General features: G+C 56.7%; 19 protein-coding genes, 1 tRNA gene, 1 rRNA gene and 1 pseudogene. 14 read left to right on the top strand and 8 right to left on the bottom strand.

Annotated elements, in window-relative coordinates; genetic code table 11:
• Positions 1-151, bottom strand: a 16S ribosomal RNA gene (locus tag CTR55_RS05580); the annotation flags it as partial.
• Between the two features lie 958 nt (positions 152-1,109).
• Here CTR55_RS05580 and CTR55_RS05575 point away from each other — a divergent pair.
• Complete coding sequence (locus CTR55_RS05575) at positions 1,110-1,478, top strand: BRO family protein (RefSeq protein ID WP_296284869.1); 369 nt, start codon at positions 1,110-1,112, stop codon at positions 1,476-1,478.
• Positions 1,479-1,898: 420 nt separating this feature from the next.
• On the opposite strand, the gene CTR55_RS05570 is transcribed toward CTR55_RS05575, so the two are convergent.
• From CTR55_RS05570 to CTR55_RS05560, 3 genes are all read right to left on the bottom strand, one after another.
• Positions 1,899-2,648, bottom strand: coding sequence for an HNH endonuclease (locus CTR55_RS05570; RefSeq protein ID WP_296284868.1), 750 nt, complete (start codon positions 2,646-2,648; stop codon positions 1,899-1,901).
• Positions 2,649-2,727: 79 nt separating this feature from the next.
• A complete protein-coding gene (locus CTR55_RS05565) occupies positions 2,728-3,114 on the bottom strand; it encodes a (deoxy)nucleoside triphosphate pyrophosphohydrolase (protein WP_296284866.1) in 387 nt (128 codons plus the stop codon).
• Between the two features lie 64 nt (positions 3,115-3,178).
• On the bottom strand, positions 3,179-5,707 hold the full coding sequence (locus CTR55_RS05560; RefSeq protein WP_296284865.1) for an ATP-binding protein: 2,529 nt from the start codon (positions 5,705-5,707) through the stop codon (positions 3,179-3,181).
• A 774-nt stretch (positions 5,708-6,481) separates the two neighbouring features.
• Between CTR55_RS05560 and CTR55_RS05550 the strand changes: the two genes are divergently transcribed.
• From CTR55_RS05550 to CTR55_RS05490, 13 genes and pseudogenes are all read left to right on the top strand, one after another.
• On the top strand, positions 6,482-6,754 hold the full coding sequence (locus CTR55_RS05550; protein WP_296284862.1) for a DNA-binding protein: 273 nt from the start codon (positions 6,482-6,484) through the stop codon (positions 6,752-6,754).
• Positions 6,747-6,878 (top strand): annotated as a pseudogene (locus CTR55_RS05545) (Arc family DNA-binding protein); the annotation flags it as partial. The gene CTR55_RS05550 and the pseudogene CTR55_RS05545, both read left to right, overlap by 8 nt.
• Positions 6,879-6,900: 22 nt before the next feature.
• Positions 6,901-7,233 (top strand): DUF5447 family protein, encoded by a 333-nt coding sequence (locus tag CTR55_RS05540; protein WP_296284878.1) that lies wholly within the window; start codon positions 6,901-6,903, stop codon positions 7,231-7,233.
• A 573-nt stretch (positions 7,234-7,806) separates the two neighbouring features.
• Positions 7,807-8,226, top strand: a complete 420-nt coding sequence (locus tag CTR55_RS05535) for a DNA-binding protein (protein WP_296284859.1) — start codon at positions 7,807-7,809, stop codon at positions 8,224-8,226.
• Positions 8,227-8,324: 98 nt separating this feature from the next.
• Complete coding sequence (locus tag CTR55_RS05530; protein ID WP_296284857.1) at positions 8,325-8,537, top strand: hypothetical protein; 213 nt, start codon at positions 8,325-8,327, stop codon at positions 8,535-8,537.
• Positions 8,538-8,550: 13 nt separating this feature from the next.
• Entirely contained in the window at positions 8,551-8,781 is a 231-nt protein-coding gene (locus CTR55_RS05525; protein WP_296284855.1) for a major capsid protein, read from the top strand.
• Positions 8,782-8,925: 144 nt separating this feature from the next.
• Positions 8,926-10,431, top strand: coding sequence for a virulence factor TspB C-terminal domain-related protein (locus CTR55_RS05520; RefSeq protein WP_296284853.1), 1,506 nt, complete (start codon positions 8,926-8,928; stop codon positions 10,429-10,431).
• Positions 10,431-10,757 carry a DUF2523 domain-containing protein gene (locus tag CTR55_RS05515; RefSeq protein WP_296284852.1) on the top strand — a complete coding sequence of 109 codons (327 nt, stop codon included), beginning with the start codon at positions 10,431-10,433 and terminating at the stop codon, positions 10,755-10,757. Before CTR55_RS05520 ends, CTR55_RS05515 begins: the two co-directional genes overlap by 1 nt.
• A 12-nt stretch (positions 10,758-10,769) precedes the next feature.
• Complete coding sequence (locus CTR55_RS05510; RefSeq protein WP_296284850.1) at positions 10,770-11,951, top strand: zonular occludens toxin domain-containing protein; 1,182 nt, start codon at positions 10,770-10,772, stop codon at positions 11,949-11,951.
• A gap of 141 nt (positions 11,952-12,092) precedes the next feature.
• Positions 12,093-13,385 carry a hypothetical protein gene (locus CTR55_RS05505; protein WP_296284848.1) on the top strand — a complete coding sequence of 431 codons (1,293 nt, stop codon included), beginning with the start codon at positions 12,093-12,095 and terminating at the stop codon, positions 13,383-13,385.
• A gap of 40 nt (positions 13,386-13,425) precedes the next feature.
• Positions 13,426-13,647 (top strand): AlpA family transcriptional regulator, encoded by a 222-nt coding sequence (locus tag CTR55_RS05500; RefSeq protein WP_296284846.1) that lies wholly within the window; start codon positions 13,426-13,428, stop codon positions 13,645-13,647.
• The gene (locus CTR55_RS05495; RefSeq protein WP_296284844.1) at positions 13,644-13,856 is read left to right on the top strand and encodes a hypothetical protein; all 213 of its coding nucleotides are present in this window, start codon (positions 13,644-13,646) and stop codon (positions 13,854-13,856) included. The genes CTR55_RS05500 and CTR55_RS05495 overlap by 4 nt, the downstream gene beginning before the upstream one ends.
• Positions 13,856-14,965 carry a tyrosine-type recombinase/integrase gene (locus CTR55_RS05490; RefSeq protein WP_296284841.1) on the top strand — a complete coding sequence of 370 codons (1,110 nt, stop codon included), beginning with the start codon at positions 13,856-13,858 and terminating at the stop codon, positions 14,963-14,965. Before CTR55_RS05495 ends, CTR55_RS05490 begins: the two co-directional genes overlap by 1 nt.
• A gap of 86 nt (positions 14,966-15,051) precedes the next feature.
• Here CTR55_RS05490 and CTR55_RS05485 read toward each other — a convergent pair.
• From CTR55_RS05485 to pheT, 4 genes are all read right to left on the bottom strand, one after another.
• Positions 15,052-15,128, bottom strand: a tRNA-Pro gene (locus CTR55_RS05485).
• A gap of 85 nt (positions 15,129-15,213) precedes the next feature.
• Positions 15,214-15,570, bottom strand: coding sequence for a MerR family transcriptional regulator (locus CTR55_RS05480; protein ID WP_045217778.1), 357 nt, complete (start codon positions 15,568-15,570; stop codon positions 15,214-15,216).
• A complete protein-coding gene (gene ihfA, locus CTR55_RS05475; protein ID WP_003090661.1) occupies positions 15,551-15,853 on the bottom strand; it encodes an integration host factor subunit alpha in 303 nt (100 codons plus the stop codon). Before ihfA ends, CTR55_RS05480 begins: the two co-directional genes overlap by 20 nt.
• 3 nt (positions 15,854-15,856) lie before the next feature.
• Positions 15,857-18,235 carry a phenylalanine--tRNA ligase subunit beta gene (pheT, locus tag CTR55_RS05470; RefSeq protein ID WP_296284536.1) on the bottom strand — a complete coding sequence of 793 codons (2,379 nt, stop codon included), beginning with the start codon at positions 18,233-18,235 and terminating at the stop codon, positions 15,857-15,859.
• Between the last annotated feature and the right edge of the window lie 30 nt (positions 18,236-18,265).

The following is an 18,265-nucleotide window of genomic DNA, read 5'->3' as shown; positions in this document are numbered from 1 at the left end:
AAACGTTGTCCCCCACTACCAGGCAGATTCCTAGGCATTACTCACCCGTCCGCCGCTGAATCCGGGAGCAAGCTCCCATCATCCGCTCGACTTGCATGTGTTAGGCCTGCCGCCAGCGTTCAATCTGAGCCATGATCAAACTCTTCAGTTCAATACTGCTTGGGTTTTGAGAAAACCCTAAACTTGGCTCAGCAATCGCATGCTCAATTTAATGAGCTAAAACTCTCGAATTCACGAGTGTTACTTGCGTTGCTGATAATCAGTCGATCACCAGTCTTACATCACAAGCACCCACACGAATTGCTTGATTCAACTTGTTAAAGAGCAGTTGGTTNNTTCCGTCAAGCTTTATTTTCGAAAATTTCTTTTCTACTCAATCGCTTGGGCTTCAGCGAAGGCAAACCTTCTCATCAGCGGGAGGCGCATTCTACAGCGATCAAACTCACTGTCAAGCACCTCGGCGACCTTCTTTTCAGCTCGCTGCCGGAGCAGCTAATGAAGAGCAGCAAGTGAATCACCTGCCTGATCACCACTCTCAACCTCGAATCTCTGTAAGTACTTGATTTTCAAGTTCTTTCATCGCTTCGTCGCTGGGAGTGGTGCGCATTATAGGGAGTTTAAATCGGCCGTCAACGACTTTTTGCAGAAAGATGACAAAGGCCCCCCTCTATAGAAACAGCACCTTCCTGCGCCCTCACCACACCGGCGCATCAGCAGCATCCAAACGGGTGCGTCTTGCTGCCTATATTAAAGAAGGCACCGCTGAACCTCACATCCCCAGCGCGCTTCCCGGATTCCTACGCGCTTTGCAGGTTGCCGCCTCGGAACGCTCTCCCCCATCCTCCGCCCGTCACGGTCATTCCCGTGACCAGGTTTAGCGACTTGAGAGATGGCGCGACTGCGCTGAAAGCGCATGCGGGAAACAGCGAAGGTTTCCTGTAGGCCCTTTCACGCCTGTAGTATTCACTACTGGCTCTATGGCGGATCGCGCGGGGAGACCCTCGGGTCTGCCGGTACCATCTCCCGGTTCGCTAACCCTGCGCGGTCCGCCACCCTTCGAATAGCGACGACGCGTGGCGGCTCCTCAACCTCGTAGATGGAGCTTCACCATGCACGACGTCTACAAGCCTGTCGTTTTCCAACGCCACACCTACCAACTGCGCGCCATCCTGATCGACCGCCAACCCTGGTTCGTCGCCCACGACTTCGCCCTGCTGATCAACGCCCGCCGCCCCTACCGCCTACCAAAGCGCATGGACCCAGAACAGAAACGCGCCGTCGTCCTGGAATACAACAGCGGCTTCCGCGAGGAAGTGGAAGTCATCAGCGAATCCGGCGCCTACAAAGCCCTCTACCGCTTCTGGCACCCCGAACACCGCAACATCGCAACATCGCCAAATGGCTCAGCGACGAAGTCCTCCCCACCCTCCACGACACCCAGCACATCCCCGACACCAATCCCCACCGCGCCTTCATGACCTGGGCCGACCAACGCATCGGCGTCATCAAGTGGCAAGGCGAAATCTGGATAGCCCGCGGCGACCTGCCAACCTTTCTGGCGGCGCAGGATGATTGGGCGCTGCGGGACGCGCCGAGTTGGAGATCGATCTAGGTAATCTTTGCGGGAAGAGAAATGCAAAAAAGCCGGTTCATTGCTGAACCGGCCTTTTCAAATTTGGTCGGGACGGAGTGATTCGAACACTCTACCCCTTGCACCCCATGCAGCGCGCGAGTCCTCTGCAATAGAATGATTAATAAGGAGAAAATGCCATCACTGCCGGTGCAAAAATCACCAATGTGGGTGCTTATACAAACGTAGCCATGCGGGCTGCAGGGGCGGTTTTGCGCAACCGAAACGCCCTCGAAGGATCTGCACCAGAGCATCCCTCCTTCGCTAGCTAGGCTTCCGAGCGCTCGATAAGCAATCGCTTTTGGAGCGTTTTCACGTCTGCCCCATCATTCAAAACATGCATGCGTCGATGGCAGTTCGGGCACAGCGCCACTGTGTTCTCCACAGTGTCCTCACCATCACGAGCTAGCCAAACAATGTGATGTGTCTCCAAGTAGGCAGTCCCATCTTTCCGCGTAAACGGAGCGGGCCCTTCACAAAGCTCGCACTTCCCTTTTGCACGCCGCTTCGCGTGCTCCGCCACCCAAGGAGACCGCTGGTACTGGGTCGCACGAACGCTACGCTGACCTACCGCCTGCCGACCAGTCCGGCGTGCTTGCTCAGCTACCTGCTCGTCACTGAGCCGTCGAATCTGCTTCTCTTTCAGCTCGTTCAACTCATGGAGAGCTGCCTCGGGGATCTCCGGGGGCGCTCCGGTCTTTAGCCGCATGGGGAAGATCCATACCAAACGAGAGCGCCCCAGAGCGTCAGGCTGCTTCTCGGAGTAGGCACTGCCCGACAGCTCGACCTCACCGATGTAGGTGTATACCTTCGGCGTGAAGACCTCGAAAAGGTGTACCGCCACGCCATTGGAGCTTGATTTATGGAGCGTCTTATTTTGAGCGAAGGCCAGTGATTGGTCTCCCTCCTGCCCCATGCCGGTGTAATGCAAGACATCGCTAATCCAGCGATCGTCATAAACAGACTTCACGTGGTTGGAGACAATGACTAGCGTGTTGGTCTCCTTTGAACGTCGCATACCGCCTTGGGGACTACACCTGAACCAAGCAGTAAGCTCATCGTTGTTAAGCGTGGCACCAGACTCTGGGGGAACGAAGCTATCCATACTTCCCAATGATCTCCATAGCTATCGGAATGTCTGCAGGAGCCAGCTCGTAGCTCAGCAGCTCGCGAGGCAGACACCACTCAACGCGGTCATGCACCTGCAGAACGAAATGCGTGGAATTCAGAACGAGCTCCACAGCGATCAAGTGAATTGTGCCGCCGGGATAGGCAAAGGTGGACTCAGTGAGGATCTCGCCAGCCTCAGAGTAGACTCCAAGCTCTTCGCGGATCTCGCGAACAATGCAGCGTTGCGGAGTCTCATCGACCTCAAGCTTTCCGCCCGGAAACTCCCACATCCCAGCAAGCTTTTCACCTGGAGCACGGCGAGTGAGGAGCACCTTCCCGTCGAGGTATACAACTGCAGCTGCAACCTTCTTCATTTTGACCTCAGAACTCCGCGCGCAGAGGGCTATGATGTAATCATTGCGCTTTAGCTGTGGATGGCTAAATAGTCTTTCTAGTGAGAATGTCGCAAAATCTTGTCACTGAAGATCCATAAGCATCACCAACGTGAACCGGATTTGAATCCACATCATAATTGCCTGCCCCCCATGCTTTTTCGATTGCATCAATGGCAATCTCATAGTTTGTCTTAAAATTATCTTGATGATACCCATCAATTGATGCTAGCCAGTCAGGCTTTCTAACTTTGCTTAGCTCAAGAAGGTTGCTTTCTTGCTCAAAGTGGTCAAAGTCGCTCTTTGCGATATCTTCATCATCGTGAGTGACCTCATCATCATAGATAATGATTTCGCTAAGTTTGGCAGCCTCATGCTCTAGCTGTTCAACAGTGACTTTTTTCCCGCCTAGCCTTCCAATAGTAAGACCAGAAGCAGTTGCGCCATAATGTATTAGCAATGCGCAGCACGCGGGAGTCATCATATTATTTTTCAGCATGATCTGTTTTTGAGCTTCAGCCCAGACCGTAAGCTGTTTAACTGTTATATCAGGAATGGCGGTAGTTCTAGCAAGATCTTCTTGCGGCTTTGACTTTATAATCCCAGTCAACCCTGAGATATCTGCAGCTTTAATTCCGTTGGTAACAGCAACCCCTGAGTGAACAAGGTAAGATGAGAATTCTCGGGTATTATAAATGCAGGCACGCCCCTTGAGCTCATCCCCCTCAAATATATCCGTAAACTCCTGCGTATATTTAGAGTTGCCCTTTCCGATTCGCTCAAGTATTTGACCTGAACCAATTGAAATCCAATCGTTAGCTTGAACAGCAAGAGTTCTAGGCTGCAGCTCGGTTTTTGTGTAAATATTTATATCTAGCGCAGGGGCTAGACTTGCACAAAGCTGAGAAATTGTGAGTCTCGGGGAGTCTTTGTAGAAAGATAGTTTTGGGAGTAGTCCCTCCACAATCTCTTTACTTATCGGCGTGACTATTTTTGTTCCGTGTCTTTTTAGTTTTTCTTCGCTTGATGGTGGCCGTAGAATTGGGCGACTCCTGGTTCCATTGGTGAACTCTAGAACCCAATCTTTACTTTCGTCGTTTTTACTATCACAACGTTTTGTTATTACTTTTGGCTGATCACCAAGCATGAACAGCGAGAAGAAGCCAATGCCAAATTTACCTGTCGGTTTAAATTTTGCCCTTGTTAGGTCTTCCCATTCCCTTCTTAAATCAGGACTCCCCCAAAGAGATCGCCCAAAGTCAAGCAAGACCTCTGTTAGCACGTACTTGCTCATTCCTACTCCAGTGTCGGACACTGTGAGTAAATAATCCTCCTCCCGCTTAATTAGTGCTACTTCAATTTCACCCTCTTCCTCCGATAGTGCACCTAAAGCTCGACAGGCGCGAATAGCGTCAGCGGAGTTTTGAATTAACTCTCTCAGAGCTTGGGCTGGCGAGCTCCCATAGAGTCTAGAGCCACCAAAATTTTCGACTATATTATTTATATTTGTAATTTTAATACTGGTATCGATCGGATGCCATTCTTTAGCTGGAACATTTATTGCGAAATCGCTAGGTGTATTTATATAGGCAACACTTCTAGCTGCAAGTCTCTGCCTATGAGTTTCGACAAGGATTATGTCTGCAGCGCGAAGCTCTTTATCTATTAACTTTGCCGTGTCGTATGCTAGCCACCAAGCAGCCTGTTCCTGTATAGGAAATTCGGTTCCAGATACAATTAGCTCATGCCGCTCATGGTTGTCCGCTAGCTTTATATCGTGGATTCTGCCTTGAAACTGCCAATGAGGTATGGAAGAGGCAGAGGGTTTTGTTAATGCGAAAAGGAACTTTGGGGCGCGCAAGCTATTTATATGTGCAGCGTCAGCAGTGCGTAAGAGGATGGCTAGCTTTAGGAGGTCGATCTTCCAAGGGGCAGGGTTTATTACAGCAGGTGGATTTATGGTTTTCTTATTGAATGCCTCTAATTCTTGTGGATAAAACCAGTGACTCTCTGCTATTTGCCCTATTACATCCCCGTAGGCTGCTCTAAGCTCATCATGTGGAATAAGGTATAATTCAGTTGTGTCTTGAGGAGCCTTCCATTTCGCGTGAGGAAGCTTCCTGGCCTGCTTCGGATGCATATATCGAAGCACTTCAAATAAGGTAACTTGAAATTCTATGCTACCAGGCTTCGCATGGATCAACTCCCCATTTTCTTTAGGTAGAAACGATTCCCATTCAGGAAGACTCATAATTTCCTGAATACCTCCGGGGTAGGCGGCAATAGTATGGGCTGAGTCATGAAGCAAGAACGCTCCTCCGAGAACAAATGCCTCAGCGGGATTTATTTCGAAGTCATCGCCGGCCACCTCTGATGCCGTCCACCAGAGTGCGTCAATATGAGTAATATCGTGCACTGTCAAGTCAGGCATATCGGCGTGTATTTTTGAGACTAGCAAGGATGCTCGCCCTCTAAATTCTTCATATGCTTTCTCCAACAATTCACCTTGCTTTTTGAATACAAGATTCTTTTCGGAGAATGCACTTTTCCAGAGCGGAGAGTCTTTGTAGTCCATCACTTGGGTCCGTTTAGTATATTTCGATAGCTTAGTTTTAGCGTCAAATCAGAAAGCTAAATTATAGTAGCGCCATATATCCATAATGCCACTATAGATACGACCACTCCAGAAGCGAAGCCTAGGATAAATGTTTTCTTCGCCCTTCTGCGAATCGCTAGTTCATAACGAGCCGCCCATACCGAGTATTCAGGCGGAGCAGACATTTTTTGGATCCAGGGCTCTCGATACCTTGTTGTAACTTTTGGTTCTTGGCGACCATTCTGAGTAAATTTTGTTTGCTCATCCTGTTCGCTACGAGCGCTTCTGAACCATTCCCTGTCGTATAATCCCATTTGCTGCTCCTTGCCCTAATTTTTTAGGACGCACCAGCGCCTAGTTACTTCCCCATGTAATCGCTATCCCGCGTCTTGTCCGGCCAAGCTTCTATGGGACTCATCATATTCAGGGCTAGTTTGGCCGCTTTCAGGCGCGACCTTTCCAGTCACCAGCCAAAGGGCGTATTGGGGGAAAAGTGCTATTACAGCTTCAATCTCGGCGTCCGTAATGCGCGCCTTTCCATTACGCACGTTTCCCCACCGGTAGCGATCAATACCGGTTTCTTTCTCAAACCAGACGCTAGTCCGCTCCTTGTTGAACAAGGTTATAAGCCGGTCTTTTATCATTCCCAAATATTCTACTTAGTAGATTGTACTTAGCGACAATCTAGATGTATGGTTTTGCTACTTAGTAAATGTTACTCAGTAAGAGTGTTTTTTATTATAGGGCAAAACCATGGAAGAGTCTGGAATAGTGGGGTTCACCGTCACAGGTGCGATGGAGAGAGTCACGGACTTCCGTACCGCTCCGTTCTGCTCCCAGGCGGTATTCGCTCAGATGCTGGGCCTGGAGGACATCACGGAAGACGTGGTGCGCGGCTGGGTCGAAACCAAGACCGTGCCGACCGCCAAGATTGGTCGCCGCCGCGTCATCAACCTCCACAAAATCCGCCGCGACCTCGACCGGGGTAAGTCGATCTTCTGCCAAGGGGATTACGACGATGAATGACGCCCGGTCCTTCTCCCAATTCAAGCTGCGTATGCCTCCGGCTCTTCGCTCCCAGGTTGAGCAAGCCGCCGAAGCTTCCCTGCGCTCCCTGAACGCCGAACTGGTCTTCCGCCTTCAACAGAGCTTCGAAGGGGAGGTGCCCGCCGATGCATCCGAGCAAGTACCTGCACCGACCGCATCCATTGGACTGCGACTGCTCTGTCTGCTGGTCCCGTCGCGAACTGGGGAAAATCAGTCCCTGCCAATCCACACCGTGCACCGAATGCCGCCCTACGCGAGTCGTCACCGTAGTTACCGTGATGAAGAAGGTCGCTGGAGCGTGGCGCTCGATCTCCTCGACCTACCGGGTGGAACGGGGTTTTACCTGCGCGAAACACATGCCCGCGCTCCGTCCCCCGAAGTACTGGCACGTTGTGTACGACAGCGGCAGGCCGACTCCCTTCGTTCCTGTGCGCGAACCATTCGAGCTGGAGGGCTGAGCCATGGTCTCTAACCCGATCCCGCACCTGATCTTCTGGCTCGTCCTGCTGGCAGTTGGCGCAGTGGTTGGCCACTACCACGCTCGTCACACCATCCCCACCTGGGCCAACCAGGTCCAGGGCCGCCGCACCGGCTTGTCCGAACGCGCTTTCCCGTTCGGACAAACGGAGCGCCGAGCGAAGCGCACCCTTGACCGTCCCCCTCCCTGAGTAGCCTCCGCTCGGGAGTGAGGGGCAGCATCACCGCCCCGCGCTCCTGAGCCCTCGGCGGCGAGAGCGGGATGACAAGGGCAGAGCCCTTGGTGTTATTCGAACATGAGTAATCTGCACTTTAGAGAACTTCTAATTACTCAATATTGCAGAGTGTTACTTGTTAGAAGCACTCACTTGATAAATTCGCACAAACGGTTTTAGCCGGCTTTTTTGTGCTGATATAGAGCTGTTGCAAGGCAATTTAGCTAAAGAAATTTGGCTCTTAAATCCTAAAGAAAACAACCCCGCTGAATTAACGGTACATGAGCCGAATTGCAGCAGCGGGCCAACTCATGCCCGAAAAAGGCAAAGGAGCTTCAGATGAACATGTTTGCAACCACTGGCGGCGTAGTTGAACTCTGGGTCACCAAGACTGATACCTACACCTCCACGAAGAGCGGCGAGATCTTCGCCAGCGTCCAGGCGATTTCCCCAATCCCGGAAACCGCTCGTGGCAACGCCAAGGGCTTCGAGATCAGCGAATACAACGTTGAGCCGACCCTGCTGGACTCCATCGTCTTCGAAGGCGCTCCGGTGCTCTGCAAGTTCGCCAGCGTCGTCCGCCCAACCCAGGACCGTTTCGGTCGCACCACCAATACCCAGGTGCTGACCGAACTGCTGGCCGTGGGCAAAGAAGCCAGCGCGCCTTCTCCGGCAGCCCGTCCCGCTGCACAGCAGCAGGCCCAGCGCCCCACTCAGCAGCCCGCCGCCGAGAAGCCCGGCGACTCGGCCAAGAGCTAATTCGGGAGCGCTGCCATGACTAAGTACCTCTCCCTGTTCGTCGTGGGCCTCGCCACCGGCTACCTGTGGGGCTGGCTCGATGGCGTGGCGCGCTTCCTGTGAATTTCCTCGCTTGTGACGGCAACTGGGCTGTCAGCGCCGATGGCTCGGCCATCTGCACCGGAGTCCTGCACGTCGTCACGAGCGAGGAACTGCAGAGCGAGTTCGGCTCTGCACTCACCTGGGATCAGGTCGCGGAACTGCGTGGCGAAGTCCTCGCGCTGTTCTGCATCGCCTTCGGCTTCCTGGTCCTGAAACGACTGCTCAAGTAGCGAGGTAATACCCATGAAACAGCTCAAGACCCACCTGCAAAACAGTGCTTCGGCATTCGGTCGCAAGGCCGCTGCTGTCGGCGCTCTGACCCTCAGCGCCGCTGGTGCCGCCATGGCTGCCGTACCGGCTGACGCCACTGCCGCCCTGACCACCGCGGGCGACGACACCAACACCATCGGTTGGGCCGTCTTCGCCGTGCTGGTCGCCGCCGCGGCGTTCAAGTACATGCGTCGCGCCCTGTAAGCCCACCCGGCTAACAAGCCGAAGCACCGAACCCCGCTCCGGCGGGGTTCTTTCTTCTGGAGTCCGAACAATGTCCGTTCAATGGTTCGTCCTCATCGTCACCACCGTGGCCTTTGCCGTGGTCCTGTTCGGGCGGGTGTGAGCATGGGCCGATATCTCGCACTGCTGCTGGCCCTGATCGTCGGGCCAGCCTTCGCCACCGAGCGAGTGAAGGTCGATCCCTTCATCAAGGCAGGTCCCGGCTACAGCGCCGCCAACGGATCGATCACCGGCTACGTCCCTTCCAAGTCCAACGCTGATCTTCTGCTCGAAGCCGAGCGCAAGGGCTGGATGGGCGGCTCCGCTGCGAAGACTCCGGTCACGGTAAAACCCAAGGTCACCGTGCCCGTCAGCGGGATCGGCTCCAAGCTCAAGGCGGGCCTCAAGACCAATGCCGGGCAACTGGCGATGAGCGCCGCCATTTCCGGTGCCATCGCCGCAGTGGGCTGGGTGATGTCCGACGACAACACCAAGCTACAAAAGAAACAGGAGTCGGTCGACGGCATCCCGGTATCAGGCAGTGGCACCGGCTCATTTGATGCGTGCTCGTACCCCGCCGCCGAAGTCCTCAACAAGATCAAGGTGGTGACTGCCAACGGTGTCACTCGTGCCATTGGTGCGTGGCCCTCCGGCGCCAAACCCGGCGATGGGATTCCATCGGGCTACACGCTCGTCAACAACTGCACCAACACCAAGTTGGGCTACGACTGGAACAAGACCACCGGCTACTGGCCGTCCTCCGCCACGCGGACTATCTCCATCGATGAAGTTCAGTCCGTGAAGATGGACCTCACCGACTCCGACCTGAACCAGCTGGACCCGTGGGTGAGCGCGCAGACCGCCCCCTTCCTGCGCGACCTGCTGAAGGCCACCTGCGAGGGTTCGCTGGCTCCGCAGGCTTGCTACGACGACCTGCAGAAGCAATCGAAAGCCATCATCACCGGCCCGGCCTCCGTCCAGGGGCCGAAGCAAACCACAACCGGCACCTACAACCGCCCGGACGGCACCCTCGGCAATACCTCCACCACGAGCAACACCACCTACAACATCCGCTACGGCGATTCGTACTTCGACTACGACACCGTCACCACCACGACGACCTATCAGGACGGCCAGAAGACCGGCGAGCAAACCACCTCGGATGAAGGTAACCCACAGGAAAAGCCCGACGAAGAAAAGGACAAGGAGGACGAGGAAAAACCCGAACGCCTAGCCTCCGGTGAGCCCTGCGACGTGCCGTTGTCTTGCTCCGGCGACGCCATCGATTGCGCGGTGCTGACCCAGGAAAAAGCCCTGCGCTGCGCCTACGAAAAGCAGAGTGACTACGAGAAGCACGAGGCCGACATCAAGGCCGCCGTCACCGGTGCGAAGTTCGAAATGGACGACAGCACCGAGATTCAAATCCCGTCCTTCATCAACCAGGGCACGCGCTTTCTCCCCGCGTCCTGCCCGGCTGACAAGACCTTCACCCTCAGAACCAACGGCGGCCGCACGTTCGCCGTCACCTACGAGCCGCTCTGCGCGGCTGCCACAGACCTTGGCTACCTGATCGTCATCGCGGTCGGGGCTTTCTGCGTCCTCTACGTCGGACGCTCTCTCGGAGGTGAATGATGCAATACGCCTTTATCGTCCAGATGCTCCTGATCATCGCCGTGCCCATCGTGAAGATGGTCCTGCGCGCCATCGGCTTCGCCGTCGTCAGCTACGTCGGCTTCAACCTGCTGATCGACGTGGCCCGCAGTTACCTGATGTCGCAGATGGGCAATGTCGCCGTGCCGATCCAGCAGATCCTCGGCCTCGCGAAGATCGATGTGGCGATCAACATGTATCTCGCTGCCGTCACCACCCGTGCGCTCATGGCCGGCTGGTTGAAAGCGCAGGACCGTCTCCGTCGGCAGGTGTGGAACCCGCCGGGCCGTGACTACATCGACGCGTAAGGGGGACCGGTCATGCTCTATATCCGCACCGGTAAGCCCGGCCACGGCAAAACCCTCAACACCATCCGCGAAGTGGACGCCAAGGCCAAAGCTGAAGGCCGCATCGTCTACTTCCACAACGTCGCCGGCCTCAAACCCGAAAAGCTCGAAGCGGCCTGGTTCGAGTTCGAAGATCCGTTCAAATGGTACGAGCTGCCTCAGGACGCGATCATCGTCGTGGACGAGGCCCAGGGCTGGTTCGGCGCCCGCGACCCGCGTAACCGCCCACCGGAGCACATCACCCGCTTCGAAACCATGCGCCACCAGGGCCACGAAGTGCATCTGGTGACTCAGGACCCGCGTTACATCGATGTGCACCTGCGCCGCTTGTGCAATGGCCATATCCACTACTGGCGGGTCTTCAAGAGCCAGCAGCTACTGCGGTTCGAATCGGAAGCCGTGATCGAGGCAGTCGAGAAAAAGACCAGCTTCAAGGATGCCGACAAGACGGTCATCAAGCTCGATAAGAAGTACTTCGGCGTCTACACCAGCACCCAGGCGCAGCACCACTTCAAGTTCAAGCCACCGAAGAAAATGGTGCTCGCACTGGCGGTCATCGTCGGCGCCGGTTTCATGGTGTATCGCGCCTTCGAGCGCTACCAGCAGGGCAGCAAGCCGGCAGAAACGGCGGCCACGGCCAACGTACCGAAAGACCAGCCCGGCATGGTCGATCAGGCCAAGTCGATGGTGGGCTCGCTGATCAGCCCCAGCGGCGGCGACGCCCCGAAGGCCGTCACTCCCGAGCAATACATTGAGCAGCGAAAACCACGCATCGCGGATCTGCCAGCCTCGGCCCCGGTGTATGACCAGCTCACCACACCGGTCAGCAAACCCCGCATCTACTGCCTGTCGACCAGCGACCCGAGGCTCGTAGAGCGGCGGCCGCCGGAGACGGTCAAGGACGGCCAGTCCTGCCAGTGCTACACGCAGCAGGCGACCAAGTTCGCGACCTCCTTCGACTTCTGCATCAGCGTGGCGCGCAACGGCTACTTCGATCCCACCTTGCCCGACCGTGGCATCGGCCCTGATGCGCGCATGGCGCAGCAGCTCCCGCCGGGGCAGGCATTCCCCACGAACCAGCCCGCGCCCACCAGCGAGGCCGAGGGGACGAGGGTGACGGTCATTCCCTACGAGAAGGGCAAGTTCCTGTGGTGAGCCCGCCAGGGCCGTTTTGCGGTTTGAGCCGACGTAGGAGGCCACCCGCAAACGGCCCGGCGGGGCGGGCCGACGCCCCTGTAACACGTCAGATAGCTAACGAGTAAGCACCTCAATAAACCTCATTGAAGGTACGAAAGAATGAAAAAGGCAGTTCACCCCCTCCGCCTGATCCTCAAGGAGACCGGGGATTTTTATGAGTCGTCCGAAGGACGGATTTTCATGGACCCGAGCAACGGCCGATTCGCCGACCTGTCGGGTGTGCGCCTGCTGCGCTGTGGCGTCGATACCGTGCGGCAGCTGTACAACGGCATGATCCGCCCGGAAGTGATGGCGCTGTTCGATGAGCCGGAGGATCTCGTCAACTTCGCCGGCTACAAGTGGGCCAAGGGCCGCATCGGTCGTGACTCGGGCTACCAGTTCCGCCTGCAGAACGCCGACCTCGGTCTGATCTTGCTGATCAAGAACCACAACGTGAAGCTGGAGAACATCGGCCCGCACCTCAAGATTGAAGTGTCGCCTCACGCCCTGGATGGCGCCGATCCGAAGATCCTGCAGGGCGTAATGGATGACCTGGCCGCTGGAGTGCTCTCGGCCTGCGAGGTGAACCAGTGCGCCGTCCACATCGCCCTCGACGTCCAAGGCTGGATCCCACCCGTGGACTTCGTGGACCGCATGCACTGCCGATCCCGTCGTGTGCGCCAGATCAGCGGCATCGACCGCATCGAGTATGACGGCAACGCCTCGGTCTATGGGCGTGGTGAGACCTTCATGTTCGGCTCGGCCAACGGTCTGCAGATGTGCCTCTACAACAAAACGCTGCAGGCGAGAGCGACCGACAAGCTCGACTATTGGGAATCCGTGTGGGCCTCCCTCAACGGTGATCCCTTCGGCGATGGTGAACCCGCCTTCAACCCGCTGGAAACGGTGTGGCGTATCGAATTCCGCTTCCACCATTCCATCGTCCAGCAGTTCTCCGAAGGCTCCACGATGTCCTCTGGCGAGGTGATCGGCTGCCGGACCTATGAGGGTCTCTGTCCGCACCTGCAAGGCCTCTGGCAGTACGCCTGCGACAACTACAAGCTCATTTCCCGGGAAGGGATCTTCGATGCCTTCTGGTCGCTGATCAGCCTCGACACCAAGGTCCAGGTGGAAGCGGATCCACTCATTGAACGCACCGAGTACCGCCGCTACTACAAGACCGCTCAGGGCTTCTCCGGCAAGAACTGCGAGATGTTCCTGGGCCAGTTCGCCAGCCTGATCGCACGGGAGCGCATCCCGCCAAAAAAAGCGCTTGAGGTCGGGAGAACGCTCCCCTTCTGGCATGTGATCGAAGACCACTACACCGCCAAGGGCTACAGCACTCGCGACCTCGAAAAGCACGTTATCGGATTGATCAATGATCGCTACATCAGGCGCGGCTACGCCATTTGATGACATCAGCGGATCAAGTAGTAGCGATGGAGTAAGAGAAATGGAATCGAAAGCAGGCACTCGCAGAATACTGCGCTTACCCGAGGTGATTCATCTTTGCGGCATCAAGCGCTCGACCATCTATCTCTGGATGAGCACGGGAGTCTTTCCCCAAGCCAAACAGATTGGCCCATCAATGGTGGGATGGGACTCCCTGGAAATCGATCAGTGGATCTCCGCTCGACTCGATGGAAAAGGCTGGAAGTCCGAGGGGGAAGAATGAGCAGAGAGCTGATTAAGATTGCTGAGTTCCAGCGTCGGTATTGGGGAGTGAACGGAACACCTCTCTGCAGTCAGACCATACGTAACCAGATCCGCAATGGTGATATTCCGGGCGTCAGGATCGGCAAGCTCTGGTATGTGGATTGGCGAGCTTTCAATAAGGGGACAAGCAACGAACTGGTCGCCATGGTGCTCAAGGACCACTGCTGATGTCACCGCGTCCTCGTAACAAAGCAAATAGGTCCCTTCCGCAGAATCTCTACTTCGACGGTCGACGTGGGACTTTCAGGTACAGGCGCCCTACTGATGGCGTCTGGTTTCAATTCGGAAAGGATCGGCTCAAGGCAATTGATGCTGCCAAGCAACTGAATCTCACCTTCATGGAAGGTGCCGACCTAGTTGCCAAGGTTAAAGGCCTGGCTACAACCTTGTTCGTCGACTTTCTGGATTACTACCAGCGTGAAGTACTGCCGCCTCGCGAATTGGCAAAAGCCACCCTGGAACTCTACGCAGTGAGATTCAGGCAGTTCCGAGCAGCCTGGCCGTCTAAGGCCGTGGATGAAATCACGCTTCGAATGGCTGCTGAACTACTCGATAGCCTGACCGCGCGGGCATCCAACCAAGCAAGAGCGCTTCTTATCGATATCTTCAACCACGCTGCCGCTAAGGGACTATGCCCGGATAATCCTGCAGCCGGGACTATCCCCAGGATCGAAAAGAAGCAGCGCAAGCGCCACACCGCGGAAGGACTCAAGGCTATCAGAGAAGAATCTCCGACCTGGCTGCAGAACGCGATTGATCTGGCTTTGATCACAGGCCAAAGGCGTTCGGATATCTTGTCGATGAAATTCGATGATATCCGGGACGGGTTCCTGTACGTCATCCAGCAGAAGACAGCCAAAGTATCGGATGCCGCCTGGATCCGCTTCCGCGTTACCCGCGAGCTGCAGGATGTAATGGATCGCTGTAACGATGGCGTCCCCTCCCCCTTCCTGATTCATCGGCGACCGGACCGGAAACTGGGGCTTGCTGACCGAAAGGAGCATTGGACGAAGATCGATGAGCGTTATCTGTCCAGGGCATTCAAAGAAGCGCGGGACGCTTCAGCCTGCTATTCAGGATGGAAAGACGAAGAGATGCCGGGCTTCCATGAGATCAGAGCCCTGTCGCTGCATTTGTATAAGAAGGCCGGGAAAGATGGCCAGAAGATCGCTGGGCATGCCAGCGCAGAGATGACGAAGAACTATCAGCGGGACCATGCCGAAGTGGTCTGGTCAGATGCAATTCCGGACCTGGATATCAGCGAATTTGCCCGCTAGTTTTGCGCGCATATTGCGCCGGTTTTGCGCAGTCCAGAAATGAAAACGGCCCAAACACTGTAAGTATTTGAGCCGCTTCAAGAATTTGGTCGGGACGGAGTGATTCGAACACTCGACCCCTTGCACCCCATGCAAGTGCGCTACCAGGCTGCGCTACGCCCCGACGTTGCTTTTGAGTTCCCTCAGAAGCGGATCGCACTATACCCCAAGCATTTGCTTTGGAGAAGTGCTTTTTTCATTTTTTTCAGTTACTTGCGCAACACATGCAGCACATCTTCCAATTCGGCGATCATCTGCCGGATCAGTTGTTTGTACTGGGTGGCGTCATCGCGGGCTTCGTCGCCGGTGAGGCGCTGACGGGCGCCACCAATGGTGAAGCCCTGGTCGTAGAGCAGCGCACGGATCTGGCGAATCATGAGGACGTCCTGACGCTGATAGTAGCGCCGGTTGCCTCGTCGCTTGACCGGGTTGAGTTGCGGGAACTCCTGTTCCCAGTACCGCAGCACGTGCGGCTTCACCGCGCAAAGATCGCTCACTTCACCGATGGTGAAGTAGCGCTTGCCCGGAATGGGGGGCAACTCGTCGTTATGACTTGGTTCCAGCATAAGCTTCAACCCTGGCCTTCAGTTTCTGCCCTGGACGAAAGGTGACGACGCGCCGGGCTGTGATCGGGATTTCCTCTCCCGTCTTCGGGTTGCGTCCGGGACGCTGGCGCTTATCGCGCAGATCGAAGTTGCCGAAACCTGACAACTTTACCTGTTCGTTATGCTCCAGCGCCTGGCGGATCTCTTCGAAGAAGAGCTCCACCAGTTCCTTGGCTTCCCGCTTATTCAGGCCCAGCTCTTCGTACAGACGTTCAGCAATTTCAGCTTTCGTCAGAGCCCCCATACGCTACTTCCTTAACGTGGCGTTGAACCTTTGTTCCAGCGAGGCGACGATATTCTGCGTAGTCGCGTTCACCTCGTCATCATTAAGAGTGCGTGATGGATGCTGCCAGGTCAAGCCAACGGCCAAGCTTTTTCTAAGCGGATCAATGCCTTTACCGTGGTAGACGTCAAACAACCTGAGATCTGTCAGCCATTCGCCCGCCGTTTCACGGATATTTGCCAGGACGAATTCGGCCGGGGTTTCCAGATCGACGATCAGGGCGAGGTCACGGCGCACTTCAGGGAAGCGCGACAGTTCGCTGAATTTCGGCAAGCGGCCCTTGGCGACTTCGGCCAGTACCAGCTCGAAGACATAGACCGGGCGGTCCAGATCCAGCACCTTGGCCAACTCCGGGTGCAGGGCGCCGAGGTAGCCGACCAGTACGCCGTCACGCTCGATCTTGGCGGTCTGGCCCGGGTGCAGCGCCGGGTGTTCTGCCGGGGAGAAGGTGAAGGCCTCGATGGCGCCAGCGTTACCCAGCAGCGCTTCGACATCAGCTTTCACGTCGAAGAAGTCGACGTTCTCGCGGCCGTTGGCCCAGCCTTCCGGCTGACGGGCACCGCAGACGACGCCGGCGAGCATGTTTTCCTGCACCAACCCTTCCAGCTGACCGACGAAGCGCAGGCCGCTTTCGAACAGGCGCACACGGGTCTGCTGACGATTGAGGTTGTGCTGCAGGGACTTCACCAGACCCGGCCAGAGCGAGGCGCGCATGGCGGCCATGTCGGCAGAGATCGGGTTGGCCAGCATCAGCGGCTCGACGCCAGGGTGGAACAGCTGGAACAGCTTGGGATCAATGAAGCTGTAGGTGATGGCTTCCTGGTAATCGCGGGCGACCAGCAGGCGGCGCAGCGCCGGCAGCTCGGCCTGGGACTCGGACTTGGTGTTCGGCGCCAGGCGGGCCTGCGGGTAGCGAACCGGCAGACGGTTGTAGCCATACAGGCGGCCCAGTTCCTCGATCAGGTCGACCTCGATGGAGACGTCGAAGCGATGGCTCGGTACACCAACGGTCCAGGCATCGGCACCAGACTTCTGGACGTCGAACTCCAGGGCGGCGAGTAGACGCTCGATCTCGGCGTTTTCCAGGGTCATGCCCAACATCTGGGTGACGCGCTCGGCACGCAAGGTGACCGGCGCAATCTTCGGCAGGTCAGCTTCGCTGGCTTGCTCCACGATCGGACCGGCTTCGCCGCCAACAATCTGCAGCAGCAGTTCGGTGGCGCGCTCCATGGCGCGACGGGCCAGTTGCGAGTCCACGCCACGCTCGAAGCGGTGCGATGCATCTGTGTGCAGGCCATAGGAACGTGCCTTGCCGGCCACGGCGATGTTGTCGAAGAAGGCGCTTTCGAGGAACAGGTCGCGGGTCTTGGCGCTGACGCCGCTATGCTCGCCCCCCATCACGCCGGCGATGGCCAGGGCGCGTTCGTGGTCGGCGATTACCAGGGTGTCGGCACGCAGGGTAACTTCCTGACCGTCTAGCAGAACGAGCTTCTCGCCCTCCTCCGCCAACCGCACGCGAATGCCGCCCTTGATCTCATCAAGGTCGAAAGCGTGCATCGGCTGGCCCAGTTCGATCATCACGTAGTTGGTGATGTCGACGGCGGCGTCGATGCTTCGGATGTCGGAACGGCGCAGGCGCTCGACCATCCACAGGGGGGATGGTTTGCTCAGGTCGACGTTGCGGATGACGCGGCCGAGGTAGCGCGGGCAGGCCTTGGGTGCCAGCAGCTCGATGCTGCGCACTTCGTCGATCTGCGGAGCAACGGCATTGACCACCACCGGCTTGACCTCGGCGCTGTAAAGCGCACCGACTTCGCGGGCGAGGCCGGTCAGGGACAAGCAGTCGCCGCGGTTCGGGGTCAGGCCGATCTCGATGGACGCGTCATCCAGTTCAAGGTAGTCGCGCACGTCAGCACCCACCGGCGCATCTGCGGCGAGCTCCATCAGACCGGCGTTTTCTTCGCTGATTTCCAGCTCTTTGGCCGAGCAGAGCATGCCGTTGGACTCAACGCCGCGCAGCTTGGCTTTCTTGATCTTGAACTCGCCCGGCAGTTCGGCGCCAATCATGGCGAAGGGGATCTTCAGGCCTGGGCGCACATTGGGCGCGCCGCAGACGACCTGGAAGGTCTCCGAACCATTACTGACCTGACAGACGCGCAGCTTGTCGGCGTCCGGGTGCTGTTCGGTCGACAGCACTTCGCCCACGACCACACCGCTGAACTGGCCGGCAACCGGGATCACGGCGTCGACTTCGAGGCCGGCCATGGACAGACGAGCCACCAGCTCATCACGGGATACCTGCGGATTTACCCAGCTCCGCAGCCACTGTTCACTGAATTTCATCCTGCTCTCCTAAATGCGTTGACGGTCGTG

Source organism: Pseudomonas sp. (assembly GCF_002796985.1).
Lineage (GTDB): Bacteria > Pseudomonadota > Gammaproteobacteria > Pseudomonadales > Pseudomonadaceae > Pseudomonas.
The sequence above is the reverse complement of the archived record's forward strand: the minus strand, read 5'-3'. Positions and strand labels throughout refer to the sequence as shown.